The organism is Amycolatopsis sp. WAC 01376, from assembly GCF_003947415.1.
Taxonomy (GTDB): Bacteria; Actinomycetota; Actinomycetes; order Mycobacteriales; family Pseudonocardiaceae; genus Amycolatopsis.
Genome location: NZ_QHKL01000001.1, coordinates 1,564,216 through 1,576,567, shown reverse-complemented (window position 1 = coordinate 1,576,567; position 12,352 = coordinate 1,564,216). Strand labels below are relative to the sequence as shown.

11 protein-coding genes and 2 pseudogenes are annotated in these 12,352 nt (G+C 68.6%); 1 reads left to right on the top strand and 12 read right to left on the bottom strand.

Going from position 1 to position 12,352, the window contains the following annotated elements:
- Positions 1–2: 2 nt before the first annotated feature.
- Complete coding sequence (locus DMH03_RS07590; RefSeq protein ID WP_125791202.1) at positions 3–464, bottom strand: DUF3180 domain-containing protein; 462 nt, start codon at positions 462–464, stop codon at positions 3–5.
- A gap of 60 nt (positions 465–524) precedes the next feature.
- Here DMH03_RS07590 and DMH03_RS07585 point away from each other — a divergent pair, with 60 nt between their 5' ends.
- Positions 525–1,466: a MerR family transcriptional regulator gene (locus tag DMH03_RS07585; RefSeq protein WP_125791201.1), complete on the top strand. Its 942-nt coding sequence runs from the start codon at positions 525–527 to the stop codon at positions 1,464–1,466.
- Positions 1,467–1,793: 327 nt separating this feature from the next.
- Here the strand turns inward: DMH03_RS07585 and folK are convergent, their stop codons facing one another.
- The 11 genes and pseudogenes from folK to hpt all read right to left on the bottom strand — a co-directional run bounded on the left by folK (position 1,794) and on the right by hpt (position 12,343).
- A complete protein-coding gene (folK, locus tag DMH03_RS07580) occupies positions 1,794–2,285 on the bottom strand; it encodes a 2-amino-4-hydroxy-6-hydroxymethyldihydropteridine diphosphokinase (protein ID WP_125791200.1) in 492 nt (163 codons plus the stop codon).
- A gap of 109 nt (positions 2,286–2,394) precedes the next feature.
- The gene (gene folB / locus DMH03_RS07575) at positions 2,395–2,808 is read right to left on the bottom strand and encodes a dihydroneopterin aldolase (protein WP_125791199.1); all 414 of its coding nucleotides are present in this window, start codon (positions 2,806–2,808) and stop codon (positions 2,395–2,397) included.
- Positions 2,801–3,643 carry a dihydropteroate synthase gene (gene folP, locus DMH03_RS07570; RefSeq protein ID WP_199748704.1) on the bottom strand — a complete coding sequence of 281 codons (843 nt, stop codon included), beginning with the start codon at positions 3,641–3,643 and terminating at the stop codon, positions 2,801–2,803. Before folP ends, folB begins: the two co-directional genes overlap by 8 nt.
- Positions 3,640–3,984: pseudogene (folE, locus tag DMH03_RS07565) on the bottom strand (GTP cyclohydrolase I); the annotation flags it as partial. The gene folP and the pseudogene folE, both read right to left, overlap by 4 nt.
- 984 nt (positions 3,985–4,968) lie before the next feature.
- A pseudogene (locus tag DMH03_RS07555) lies at positions 4,969–5,229 on the bottom strand (GTP cyclohydrolase I); the annotation flags it as partial.
- On the bottom strand, positions 5,198–7,615 hold the full coding sequence (gene ftsH, locus DMH03_RS07550) for an ATP-dependent zinc metalloprotease FtsH (protein ID WP_125791198.1): 2,418 nt from the start codon (positions 7,613–7,615) through the stop codon (positions 5,198–5,200). The pseudogene DMH03_RS07555 and the gene ftsH, both read right to left, overlap by 32 nt.
- Positions 7,616–7,816: 201 nt before the next feature.
- Positions 7,817–8,650 carry an ESX secretion-associated protein EspG gene (locus DMH03_RS07545; RefSeq protein WP_125791197.1) on the bottom strand — a complete coding sequence of 278 codons (834 nt, stop codon included), beginning with the start codon at positions 8,648–8,650 and terminating at the stop codon, positions 7,817–7,819.
- Between the two features lie 197 nt (positions 8,651–8,847).
- Entirely contained in the window at positions 8,848–9,642 is a 795-nt protein-coding gene (locus DMH03_RS07540) for an ESX secretion-associated protein EspG (protein WP_125786173.1), read from the bottom strand.
- A 239-nt stretch (positions 9,643–9,881) separates the two neighbouring features.
- Positions 9,882–11,252: a WXG100 family type VII secretion target gene (locus tag DMH03_RS07535; protein WP_125791196.1), complete on the bottom strand. Its 1,371-nt coding sequence runs from the start codon at positions 11,250–11,252 to the stop codon at positions 9,882–9,884.
- Between the two features lie 17 nt (positions 11,253–11,269).
- Positions 11,270–11,635: a hypothetical protein gene (locus DMH03_RS07530; protein ID WP_125791195.1), complete on the bottom strand. Its 366-nt coding sequence runs from the start codon at positions 11,633–11,635 to the stop codon at positions 11,270–11,272.
- Positions 11,636–11,779: 144 nt separating this feature from the next.
- The gene (gene hpt / locus DMH03_RS07525) at positions 11,780–12,343 is read right to left on the bottom strand and encodes a hypoxanthine phosphoribosyltransferase (protein ID WP_125786176.1); all 564 of its coding nucleotides are present in this window, start codon (positions 12,341–12,343) and stop codon (positions 11,780–11,782) included.
- Positions 12,344–12,352 lie beyond the last annotated feature (9 nt).

The window sequence follows — 12,352 nt, the reverse complement described above, 5'->3', positions numbered from 1 at the left end:
CGTTAACCGGTCGGCTCGGGATCGGGGTCCCGATCACCGCCCTCGGGGGTCCGGCAGCAGTGTTCGAGCCACAAAGCCGCAGCTACCAGGGCCACCGAGCTGACGATCCCGACCGTCGCCGAACGGAGGTCACCGCCCGCCGCGAGGAGTTCGTCACGTCGCGGAAAAAGATACGCGAAAGCCGCCAGCCAGACCCCCGTCATGGCGGATCCGGCGAGCGACGAGGCCTTCGCGAGGGCCACCGATCGGGCGACGGAGATCGCGGCGAGCACGCGGCCCTCCTTGATCCGCGAACGGATGATGAAGGCGAGCACGGCCTCGCAGAGCGCGAGGACGAGCAACGTGATTCCGGCGAAGAGCGGAAGCGCGGGGATCGATCCGTAGGCGACCTGGAAGACCAGATAGGCCAGGACCAGACCCAGTAGGCCGGCCACCGCCAGCTCGCGTGGCCGGGTGAAGTGCATGGTCCAACGCTACCTGGCAGGCTTGACTCTCCACCAACTGGAGAGTCGACGATGAAGCATATGGGCACCGCAGCGGTTTTCACCATCGGGGAGCTGGCCAAACGGACCGGCCTGCCGGTGAAGACCATCCGCTTCTACTCCGACGAAGGACTCCTGCCACCGACCGACCGCACCGACGCCGGCTACCGCCTCTACGACGCCACCGCGATGGCGCGCCTGGAGCTGGTCCGGACGCTGCGGGAACTCGGGCTGGGCCTCGCGGACGTGGAGCGGGCGCTGACCAGGGAAGCGACCATCGGGGACCTCGCGGTCCAGCACGTCGCCGCCCTGGACGAGCAGATCCGGCGGCTGGAACTGCGCCGCGCGGTCCTGCGAGCGGTGGCCAAACGGGACTCACCACTGGAGGAGGTCGAACTGATGAACAAACTCGCGTCGATGTCGGACGAAGACCGCAAACGTTTGCTCGACGAGTTCTGGGCGGACATGGTCGAAGGACTCGAACTGGACCCGCAGTTCTACGAGCGGATGCGCTCGGCGAAACCGGAACTGCCCGACGACCCGACGCCCGAGCAGCTGGAGGCCTGGATCGAGTTCGCCGAACTCGTCCAGGACGAGGAGTTCCGCGCGTCGATCCGCCGGATGAGCGAATGGCACTCGAAGCTCCGGAAGGAGGACGGAGCGGACTTCGGCGAGAAGCAGCAACAGCTGTGGATCGCGTGGAGCGCGAAGGCGACCGAAGCACTCGAAGCCGGCCTCGCGCCTGACTCGGCCGAGGGCCGCGAACTGGCGGAGACGATCTTCACGCAGTCTTCGCGGAACGGGCGGGACCCCGCCGACCCGGCCTGGCGGAAACGGCTGGCCGACGGGATGGCGATCAGCTCCGACCCGCGCGCCGAGCGGTACTGGCACCTGCTGGGGAAGATGAACGGCTGGCCGTCGTTCCCCTCGCAGATGCGGGAGGCCGGGTGGATCATCGCCGCCCTGCGCTCCGCGCTGGGATAGCAAGGGACCTTTGCTATCGCCTCCCGCAATTCGTCATCTGGTCGCGATGGTTCGTGTCGCGAACTTCCGCGAGTAGGTGACGAATGCGGAGGCGGGCGGGGCCGTGTGGATTTCTGGTCATCCAACGCCACAAAATCCACACGGTCCCCGCACCACCGGCCCGGTCACGACCGGGAGGTGACCGAACGTGAGGGGTATGTGGATATAGGGACACTCAACGTCCCTATATCCACACACCCCTCCGCCCGAGGCGCGTTTCGTCCTCTACTTGCGGTGGTTGGCATCGCGAACTATCGCAAGTAGAGGACGAAACGCGGAGGGGGCTGGTCAGGCGAGGGTGAGTGAGGTCAGCCGGACGGAGTCGCGGTCCGAAGCGGGGCGGGCGGCGAGGAGGTCGGCGACGGGACCGTGGCCGGGGAGCACCGCGCCGGGCTCGATCTCCAGCCAGGGGATCAGCACGCTCGCGCGCTCCGGCGTGCCGGGATGCGGAAGCAGCAACTGGGGGTCGTCGGAGCGCACCCCGTCCACGGTCACTATGTCGACATCCAGCGTGCGCGGACCCCAGCGGAGTTCGCGCACGCGTTCCGCCGCCTGCTCGGCGGCCTGCCCCGTGCGCAGCCAGTCCCAATGGTCACGCGCCGGGTCGTCGACCAGCACGACGGCGTTGAGGAAATCCGGCTGGTCCTCGACGCCCCACGCCTTGGTCTCGTAGACCGACGACACCGCGACGACCGCCGGCCGCACGGCGTCGACGGCGGACTGAAGGAACGCGAGCCGGTCCCCCAGGTTGGAACCGAGCGAAAGCAGCGCGCGGCTCATCGTTCGCGTCGTCTCTGTGAGTGCGCGCAGCGCACGATCGGAGACTTCACCGCGCGCGCTCTCTTTCGCGGCCGCCAGGCCGCCCGAAAACGCGTCGCCGGGGCGCCGATCACGACAACCGCCGGGAAGGCTCCGGTCCGCGCCCCGTCTGCGCGTTTTCGGCGGCGCGCGCAGAAAACACCGTGACGGCGACGTCGTCGAAGTTCAGCGGGATCGGCGCGGACGGTTTGTGCACCGTCACCTCGACGGCGGTCAGCCGCTCGTCGCACAGCACCTCGTCGGCGATCTTCCCGGCGACACTCTCGATGAGGTCGTACGGCTCGCCCGCGACGATCCCGGCGGCGAGCTCCGCGAGTTCGCCGTAGTGCAGCGTCTTGGTCAGGTCGTCGGAGGCGGCGGCCGGGCCGAGGTCCAGCCACACCACGATGTCGACGACGAACTCCTGCCCGTCCCGCTTCTCGTGGTCGAAGACCCCGTGCCTGCCGAAGACCCTCAATCCGGTCAACGTGATCCGGTCAGACAACAGGACTCCCCTTCCGCCAAGCCGCCGCGACGGTCACGGCGTCGATGCTCGCGCCGACCTCGTGCACCCGCACTCCCCAGGCACCGGCCGCCGCGGCGAGCGCGGACACGGCCGCGGTCGCGTTCTCGCGGCCGTCCGGCGGGGCGGGCTTTCCGTCCTTTCCGGACAAAAGGCGCCCGAGGAACCGTTTGCGCGATGCGCCGACGAGAACCGGGAAACCCAGTGACAGAAAGGAATCCAGCCTGTTCAGCAGCGCCCAGTCGTGTTCGGCGTTCTTCGCGAACCCGAGCCCGGGGTCGAGCACGATCGCACTCTGGTCGACGCCCGCGGCGACCGCTTCGTCCACTCGGGACAGCAGTTCGGCGCGCACGTCCGCGACGACGTCCTCATAGGACGCCAGCGCGTTCATGTCCTTGCTGTGCCCACGCCAGTGCATCAGTACGTACGGGACACCGGTCTCGGCGGCGACCTTCGCCATGTTCGGATCGGCCAGCCCACCGGAGACGTCGTTGATGACGGACGCGCCGGCCTCGACCGCGGCGAAGGCGACCTCGGCCCGCGTGGTGTCCACGGACATCGCGACACCATCGGCGGCGAGTGAGCGGATCACCGGCATGATCCGGGAAATCTCGGTCTCGGCGTCCACTCGGGACGCTCCCGGCCTCGTCGACTCCCCGCCGACGTCGATCAGATCCGCCCCGCGCGCCCACATCTCGTGCGCGTGCTCCAGCGCCTGCTCGACGCCGAGGTAACGGCCACCGTCCGAAAAGGAATCCGGGGTGACGTTCAGAATCCCCATCACCGCGCACCGGCCGGGCCGGGGCAGGGCGGTCATCGACGGCCCTTGATCAGATCCAGCGCCTCCGACCGCGAGGACGCCGAAGTCTGCAGCAGCCCGCGCACGGCGGACGTCGTCGTCCTGGCGCCGGGTTTGCGGATGCCGCGCATGGCCATGCAGAGATGTTCGGCCTCGACCACGACGATCACGCCACGGGGCTTGAGCTTGCGCATCAGCGCGTCGGCGACCTGGGAGGTGATGCGCTCCTGGACCTGGGGGCGTTTGGCGTAGAGATCGACGAGGCGGGCCAGTTTGGACAGGCCGGTGACCTTGCCGTGCTCATTGGGGATATAGCCGACATGGGCGACGCCATGGAATGACAGCAAGTGGTGTTCACAGTTATGCGTCAGGTGTCCGGCGATCAGGAAGGTCGGGTGTGGCTCGCATTTGAAGCTGTACACCGTGTAGGGCCTGGCTCCCGTGGCCTTCACCGGTCGGACGGACTCGACCTCGACGTACTCCGACTCAATCAGATCGGTTGAGTAGTCATCCTGCGGGAAGCCGTGTCGCCGGAACCAGCTGTCGGCGATGTAGAGATGGGAGGCGATCCCGCCGCTCCGGGGAGTGAAACGGGCACCGATGACCGTGGCCAGGTCTTCCAAAAAGGGAACATTCGCACTGACGACGGTTCGACCCGCGATCTTCTTGTGCCGGAAGCCGTCCCCGTCCACGTACCCGTCGAGAAACCCGTTGAACGTGCTCAAGTCGTTGAGCACGACCATCGGGAAGCGCTGCCGCTGGTGATGGGCGTCGCCGCCGACGTACTGCCGCATGAGATCCGCGAGGAACGATGAGACGACTCGTACTCGAAAGCCCGGCGCTTCACGTCCGAGGTACCCCGACGGCCGCGAAACCGGCTCGAGTTTCGCCTCAATCCCGAAGGCCCGGTAAAGCGACTCGGCGTACTTCTTCGCGAAGTCGCGGTCGTTCACCACAAGTGACACGTAGCGCTCGGCGACCGTCCCGTCCGAGCAGGTCGCGCCGATGACATAGCCGAAGTCGTATCCGAACTTCGGCTTCCAGCGGTCCCGGCAAAGCTTGCGCGCGTGGGTCCACTCGATGAAGGAACCCTCGACATCCTTGGCCTCCATCCATCCCTTGGGCGTCGCCAGGGGATGGTCAGGAGTGACCTTGAAGCTTCCACTCGCAGTCGTGACCTCGACAAGCTCGCGAGTCTGGTGCGAGCTGATCTCGGTCACTGTGGTCTCTTCGACCTTGCCGCCGGAGAGGGTCCACAGCTTGTCGCCGACTTCGACCTTGGCGGCTTGCTTAGTGCCATCGACAGCATTCACAGTCTGCCTACTGGGCACACAGGTGCTGTACATCGGGATGTCCGTCACGAGCACGAGTTCTTCGTGTGCCTCGTCGAACGTGCGGTCCAGGACGTGGTCCGGCTCGGTGTAGAGCCCGGCGAACATTTCCCGGTAAGCGCGAGCGACCCGGGCCGGGGTCTCAAGGAGACCGTCCCGGTCCGGGTCCTCACCACAGGCGAGCAGGAGTTCGCGTACGGCTTTCTCGGCCCGGTCCTGGTCGAAGACCGGGCTTGCGCCGTTACCGCTTGGTGTCGTCCTGTCCGTCGTCACGCCGTTGCTGTCCTTCGTCCTGCTGACCGCCGGGCTGGTCAGCGAACCAGCCGTCGCGCGGGCGGTCTTCGGCGGGACGCCAGGGCTGGTTCGGCTGGCCGCCCGGCTGCGTGGCCGGGGTCCATCCGGGAGGAGCCCCGTAGTTCGGCGGGCCGCCAACGGGCCCACCCTGGTAACCGCCTGCCGGACCACCCGGCTGCTGCCCACCATATGCCTGGGGCCAGTGGCCGGTGCCGTTCGGCCCACCGTTGGGGCGACCACCGTTGGGGTAGGCGCCCGGCGGCGGTGGGGCGTACGGGTTCGCGTTCGGGTCGGGCGGCGGGGCGGGCTGCGTGTACGGCGGGCCACCGGGAAGGTCGCCGCCGCCCTGCGCGGTGCCGACCGGGGTCGGCGCCGGCTGCAGCACCGGCTGCTCCTTCTTCTCCTCCGGCGGCGGCCACGGCTCGCCGCGCTCCATCGCCAGCTCGCCGGGGGTCTTGATCGGCGGCTTGTCGGACGGCTTGCGGTCGCCGAACTCGTTGAAGATGGTGATGTGCGGGCGCTTCTCGACGGTCGCGAAGATCCGCTCGAGGTCCTTGCGGGTCAGCGTCTCCTTTTCGAGGAGCTCGATGACCAGCTCGTCCAGCACGTCGCGGTAGGTGCTCAGCACGTGCCACGCCTCGGTGTGCGCGGTCTCGATGAGCTTGCGCACCTCCTCGTCGATCTCGTGCGCGACTTCCAGGGAGTAGTCCGCCTGGCGGCCTGCCGAGCGGCCGAGGAACGGGTCGCCCTGCTCCTGGCCGTATTTGACCGCGCCGAGCCGGGCGCTCATGCCGTATTCGGTGACCATCGCGCGGGCGATCTTGGTCGCCTGCTCGATGTCGGAGGAGGCACCGGTGGTGGGCTCGTGGAAGACGAGCTCCTCCGCCGTCCGGCCGCCCATCGCGAAGACCAGGCGCCCGATCATCTCCGAACGGGTCATCAGCTCCTTGTCGTCCTCCGGGACGAGCAGGGCGTGACCGCCGGTGCGCCCGCGCGGCAGGATCGTCAGCTTGTAGACCGGTTCGATGTCCGGCATCGCCCACGCGGCGAGCGCGTGCCCGCCCTCGTGGTAGGCCGTGATCTTCTTCTCCTTCTCGGAGATGATCCGGCTCTTGCGGGCGGGGCCGCCGACGACGCGGTCGACCGACTCCTCCAGCGCGGCGTCGGTGATCACGTGCCCGTTCTCGCGGGCGGTGAGCAGCGCGGCCTCGTTGAGCACGTTCGCGAGGTCGGCGCCGGACATGCCAACGGTCCGCTTCGCGAGACCGCTCAGGTCGGTGCCCTGCGCGATCGGCTTGCCCTTGGCGTGCACCTCGAGGATCGCCTTGCGGCCGCGCATGTCCGGCGCGGACACCGGGATCTGGCGGTCGAAGCGGCCGGGACGCAGGAGCGCCGGGTCGAGGATGTCGGGACGGTTGGTCGCGGCGATCAGGATGATGCCGCCGCGTGCGTCGAAGCCGTCCATCTCGACGAGGAGCTGGTTCAGCGTCTGCTCACGTTCGTCGTGGCCGCCGCCGAGGCCGGCGCCGCGCTGGCGGCCGACCGCGTCGATCTCGTCGACGAAGATGATGCAGGGCGCGTTCTGCTTGGCCTGCTCGAACAGGTCGCGGACGCGGGACGCGCCGACACCGACGAACATCTCGACGAAGTCCGAACCGGAGATCGTGTAGAACGGCACGCCCGCCTCACCGGCGACGGCTCGCGCGAGCAGCGTCTTACCGGTACCGGGCGGCCCGTAGAGCAGCACGCCCTTGGGGATCTTCGCGCCGAGCGCCTGGTAGCGCGCCGGGTTCTGCAGGAAGTCCTTGATCTCGTACAGCTCTTCGACGGCCTCGTCTGCGCCCGCGACGTCCCCGAAGGTCGTCTTGGGCATGTCCTTGTTGAGCTGCTTGGCCTTCGACTTGCCGAAGTTGAGAACGCGGTTCCCGCCGCCTTGGGCGTTGTTCATCATCCACATCAGCAGGCCCAGCACCAGCGCCAGCGGGATGGCGAAGATCAGGATCTGGGTGAGGACGTTCTGCTGGGTGACCTTGGTGGTGAACTTGACCGGGTTGTCACCGCTCTTCAGGCCGATGAGCTGGCCGTAGATGGTGCCCGCGACGTTCGCCGGGTACTGCGCGATGATCTGGTCGACCTGCTGGCCTTCGACCTCGATCTTCTTGTTCAGCAGCAGCTTGATCTGCTGCTCCTTGTCCTCTTGCGAGGCTTCCTTGACGTTGTTCGTGGTGATCTGCTGGTTCGCGATCGAGATCGGCACCTGGGTATAGCCACGATCACTGTCGAAGATCGTGTTGTATGCGAGAAACGCCAGTACCGCCGCGAGAATCCAGAGCACTGGGTTCTTGAGCACGCTCTTCCGGTTCATACGACTCGGCCCTGGTGGCCTCGACCCTTCCTGGTTGGGCGGCTCCTGTGATACCCGCCATCACGATCTTGACGACCCATGGTGCTCCGACACCCGCCCCTCAGGATACCGCCCGCCTGGACGGACGAGGGTGGTGAGCCTCTCGGACGTAAACGGCGGACGTCGCGCGAGGGTTCCCGGAGCGTGACCGGGGCGGCCACCCTAACGTGTGTCAACCGCCACACCAGCGGCCATTTCGCCCAATCGCGTGCGGAGTGTCTTGATGTCGGCGGGTGACACGGTGACCCATTCGCGGCCGTCCGGACCCGCCTGTGACGTGCTGAGGTAGCGCCCGCTGGCGGTGTCGAACCAGCCGAGGACCCGTGACCGCTGCTTGGCGCCCACGTGGGACCGGCTGTTCGCTGCCAGCTGACCGCCGCGCAGCCTCGGCTGGCCGGTGAGCTTGCCGAACGCCTCACGCGGATCCGCGGTGATGCGTTCACTGAGCGAGACGCGGGCCTTCTCCTTGCGACGGACCTTCGCCGCTTCGGGCTCCTCGGCCTTCTTCGTCGGGTTGACGGCGGCGCGGATCGGCTCGGTGCGGCGGGCGTCGTCGATCGGCAGCGTCACGGACGCCTCGGAGCCGCGCTGCCCCGGCGGCAGCAGCTCGACGACCGCTGTCGGGAGACCGTCGGCGGGCGCCTCCCGCAGCCAGATCCCGGACTGGTCCTGGATCGCGATCACCCCGTCGCGGCCGTCGGTGGCGCCGAGCAGGGCGACCGTCGGGGCCTGGAACTCGGGGATGTGCAGCGCGTCGATGGTCAGCGAACCGCGGGCGAGGAGGTACAGCCAGTCCTCGATCCTCCGCTCCAGCCTTCCCCGGCCGTCGCGGATCCCGCGGGCCTGGAGTTCGACGTCGGTGCGCTGGCGCAGCGCCCGGCGCTCGGCCTCCGTCGCGCCGTGCGAACGGACGCGCAGCGGATAAGGCAGGTCGCCGAGCTCGGCGGACTCCCAGAGGAAGTCGAACGCCATCGGTGTGAAGTGTTCTTGGTGCATGCTCCGTGCCCTCCCGGCACCTTGGCTCCTGGGCCTCGGGACACCCAGGGGGTTCACGATAGCGAAGGGGTACGACAGTCGGCGGCCGGATCCGGGAAACGTCCGTGTTCCGGGCGCTCGGGCGTGCAATGAACGGTCCTTTCCTTGCAAATTTTGCAAGGAAAGGACCGTTCATTGCACGAGAAGGGACCGAGAGATCAGCGTGCGGGCGAAGCGTCCGCCGCGATCTTCCCCAGCATTTCCGTGAGCCGGTGCCGCAGCGTCGCCGGGTCCGCGGGCGCGATGGTGATCCAGTCCCGTCCGTCGGAACCGCGCGTTGCCTGGGTGAAGTACCGGCCGGACTGGGTGTCGAACCAGCTCAGCACCGAAGAACGGGTGCGCGTGCCGTGTTTGCTGCGCGCGTTGGCGCCGAACTGGCCGCCGCGAAGCCGCGGCTGTGCCTGGAGCCGCGACAGGGCCTTGCGGTCCTCGTCGGACGTCGCCGAGCCGTCGACCTGCGGCTGACGACGCTGGAGGAAGTCCGCGCCCGAAGCGCCGACCAGGCCGTCCAGCGGGAGGGTGATCGACTTCTCCGTGCCGCGCGAACCCGGCGGCAGGAGGGAGACGATCGCGCTCGCGAGGCCGTCCGGGGCGATGGGGTGGAAGTGGAATCCGCGCGGGTCCTGCACCGTCAGCAGGCCTTGCCCGCCGACCAGCGATGCGACCGCGAGCAGCGGTTCGGTGTTGGGATTGTTGAGCTGGACGCAGTCCAGGCTCAGGTCCGGCCGCGCGAGGACACCGAAGTAGTCCTCGATATGCGGTTCGGGGCGGCCGCGTTCGTCGGCGAGACGACGCTGGTTCAGCGACTGGAGCGTCTGCGTCCGCAGCGCGCCGCGCTCGTCCATGGTCGCCCCGTGCGAGCGGAGCCGCAGCGGGTACGGCAGCTCACCGGCGTTCGCGCTCTCCCACAGGAAGTCCAGCTCGACCGGGGTGAGCAGGTCACCGTTCGCCATCTTCCGCCCCTAGTGTCTTGGTGAACCCGCGTCCGCGATCGGCGTCGGCAGGACACTGCTTGGTCAGCTACCTCGCGACCGCGGACAGGGTGTCCTGCCACCGCGATAGCGGGGCCTTCGGCCGGGGCGGGTTCGCACGTGGTCGCCTTTCGGCGTCGATCTTCAGCTCCGCCAACAGGCTCTCGCACAAGTCAGCGGGCGCGCGGCCGGATCGGCCGCGCGCCCGGTGAAAAACCGCTCTAGCGTTCGTCGTCTTCGGTCCAGGCGCCGATGACCGGCGGCGGGGTCGCCTCGTTGGCGCCGAAGGCGTCGTCCGGGTCCGGCTCGATGAGGAACGACGCGTGCGTGTGCTCCTCTTCCTGCTCGGCCTGCGCGCCGGGGGCGCCCATGCCCATGCCGCCGCCCATGCCCTGCATCGGCGGCGGGGTGGCGCCGATGGTGCCGCTGGAGGACACGATGCCCTGCTGCGGCACGGCCTGGGACGCGGCGCTCTGCGCGGGGGCCTTCTCGGTGGCCGACGCGTCGGTGCTGTCGGTGTCCTTGGCGCCGGACTTGTTGCCCTGTCCGAGCGCCTTGGCGCCGGCGTAGCCGAGGCCGCCGCCGAGCGCGGCCGCGGTGAGGGCCTGGCCGAGTCCGTTGCCGCCGCTCGCCGGGGCGTGCGGGGTCGCCATCGGGGCACCCGCGCCGGAGGCGACGCCGGCACCCGGCGCGACACCGGAAGCCGGCAGGTTCCCCGCGGCGGGGGTGTAGCCGGCCTGCGAGAACGAACCCGCGTCCGGACCGGCCTGGAGCGGGGCCCCGACGCTGCCGTGTGCGCCGCCGTAGCCGTGCGTGCCGGCGAGGGCCGGCGTACCGGAGACCGCACCCGAGTTGAGGCCCGGGCCACCGACACTGCCGACACCGCTGAACGAAGCGCTGTTGTGCGAGGCGGTCGGCTTCATGCCGAGGGATTCGGGGCCGAAGCTCGGGGTCGAGCTGTCGACCTCGCTCATCTCCTTGGTGTAGGCCTCGAGGAACCTGGCCTGCTCCGCCCGCACTTCCTTGTCCTGGTCGGCGAGGGGCTTCTGGTCGGTGATCATGCCGACCGGGCCGGCCGCGAGGGCCTGCGCCATCGCCTTCTCCGGGCTGTAGTCGGTCGGCTTCGGCATGAGCTTGACCTTGGTGGCCGCGTCGGCCTGCTTCTGGAGCCTGTCCGACATCGTGCGCGCGGCCTCGGAGGCCTGCGAACCCGAGTTCGCGATCGCGACCAGCGAACCCTGCGCGGCGGCCGCGCCCTGTCCGATCCAGGCGGCGCCGAGTTCGGAGATCGCGTTGTAGAGGTCGTTCGAGGCCTGGCTCAGCTTGCTGCCGTGCGAACCCCAGGACTGGCTGATGCTGGTCGCGGTGCTCGGGTCGTTGCCGAGGTTGGCCTGGTTCCACAGGTCCTGGCTGCTCGGGGCGCTTTCCCAGTTCGGCGGGTTGGTGATGGCGCGGTCGGCGCCGATGTCGAACCCGTCGGAGCGGCCGCGGGCGGACGACACGATGCCCTCGGCGTGCGAGTTGTCGCCGAGCTGGACCGGCGTGCTGGTGCTGCTCTCGCCGTAAGAGTCGGCGCTGTGCTTCGGTGGCATGGCTTTCTGACTCCCCCTCAGACGTTACGGAACGGCTCGGCTGCGGCCTGGTCGATCTCGTGGTACCGGGCCATCGCGATCACGATGCCGGACTCCGCGGCCTCGTACTGCTGGTACAGGTTCTGGAGCGCCGCGGCGTACGAGTCGCCGCCGCCGTCGGCGCGGTTCGCCACCTTCGCGGCGATCGCGTTGCCGACCGGGTTGTTGCCCAGCTTCGGCGCCTGCCCGAGGTCGCCCGCGCGCTGCAGCAGGGCCTCGACGGCGTCCTTGCCGGTGCGGATCTTGTTCAGGGCGGTCTGGGCCGCGTCCGGGTCGATCCCGACCTGGCCCTGGGCCGCGGCGTTCTTGAACGCGTTCGCGTCCGCCAAGCTGCTGTTCCCCATCTGAGCTCTCTCCGTTTCCCCCGGCCAGGCCACGACGGCTTCGTCGGCATTGGTCTTCGCATAGGTTAACGCACTTGATCGCAGCCTATGACGCGTTCTCGGTGCTCAGGGTTCCGCATTTCCCCAGACGCGGGCAAGCGGTTCTCAAGACGTGTAAACGTGCGGATCCAGGGTGCCGATGTAGGGCAGGTCCCGGTAACGCTCCGCGTAGTCAAGGCCGTATCCGACTACGAATTCGTTCGGAATGTCGAACCCGATGTACTTGACCGGTACGTCGACCTTGACCGCCTCGGGCTTGCGCAGGAGCGAGACGACCTCGAGCGAGGCCGGGTTGCGGCTGGCGAGGTTCTTCAACAGCCAGGACAGCGTGAGCCCGGAGTCGACGATGTCCTCGACGATGAGCACGTCGCGGCCGGCGATGTCGCGGTCGAGGTCCTTGAGGATCCGCACCACGCCGGACGACGACGTCGCCGAGCCGTAGGAGGAGACCGCCATGAACTCGAGCTGCGAAGGAAGAGGGAGTGCCCTGGCGAAGTCGGTCATGAACATCACCGCGCCCTTGAGCACGCCGACGAGCAGGAGGTCTCCCCGCCCCGCGCCGGGGCCGTCGGCCGGATAGTCCGCGGCGACCTGCGCGGCCAGTTCGGCGATCTTGTCGTTGATCTGCTGCTCGGTGACGAGCACGGAGGCGATCTCGCCTTCGTACACGGGACGATC

What these genes read in the sequence shown, in the direction of transcription:
- folK (WP_125791200.1), bottom strand. Translation starts at nt 2,285, where the DNA reads ATGAGCCGCGCGCTGCTTTCGCTCGGTTCCAACCTGGGGGACCGGCTC.
- DMH03_RS07545 (WP_125791197.1), bottom strand. Translation starts at nt 8,650, where the DNA reads ATGCACCAAGAACACTTCACACCGATGGCGTTCGACTTCCTCTGGGAG.
- DMH03_RS07535 (WP_125791196.1), bottom strand. Translation starts at nt 11,252, where the DNA reads ATGCCACCGAAGCACAGCGCCGACTCTTACGGCGAGAGCAGCACCAGC.
- ftsH (WP_125791198.1), bottom strand. Translation starts at nt 7,615, where the DNA reads ATGAACCGGAAGAGCGTGCTCAAGAACCCAGTGCTCTGGATTCTCGCG.
- folP (WP_199748704.1), bottom strand. Translation starts at nt 3,643, where the DNA reads ATGACCGCCCTGCCCCGGCCCGGCCGGTGCGCGGTGATGGGGATTCTG.
- DMH03_RS07530 (WP_125791195.1), bottom strand. Translation starts at nt 11,635, where the DNA reads ATGGGGAACAGCAGCTTGGCGGACGCGAACGCGTTCAAGAACGCCGCG.
- DMH03_RS07590 (WP_125791202.1), bottom strand. Translation starts at nt 464, where the DNA reads ATGCACTTCACCCGGCCACGCGAGCTGGCGGTGGCCGGCCTACTGGGT.
- DMH03_RS07540 (WP_125786173.1), bottom strand. Translation starts at nt 9,642, where the DNA reads ATGGCGAACGGTGACCTGCTCACCCCGGTCGAGCTGGACTTCCTGTGG.
- DMH03_RS07585 (WP_125791201.1), top strand. Translation starts at nt 525, where the DNA reads ATGGGCACCGCAGCGGTTTTCACCATCGGGGAGCTGGCCAAACGGACC.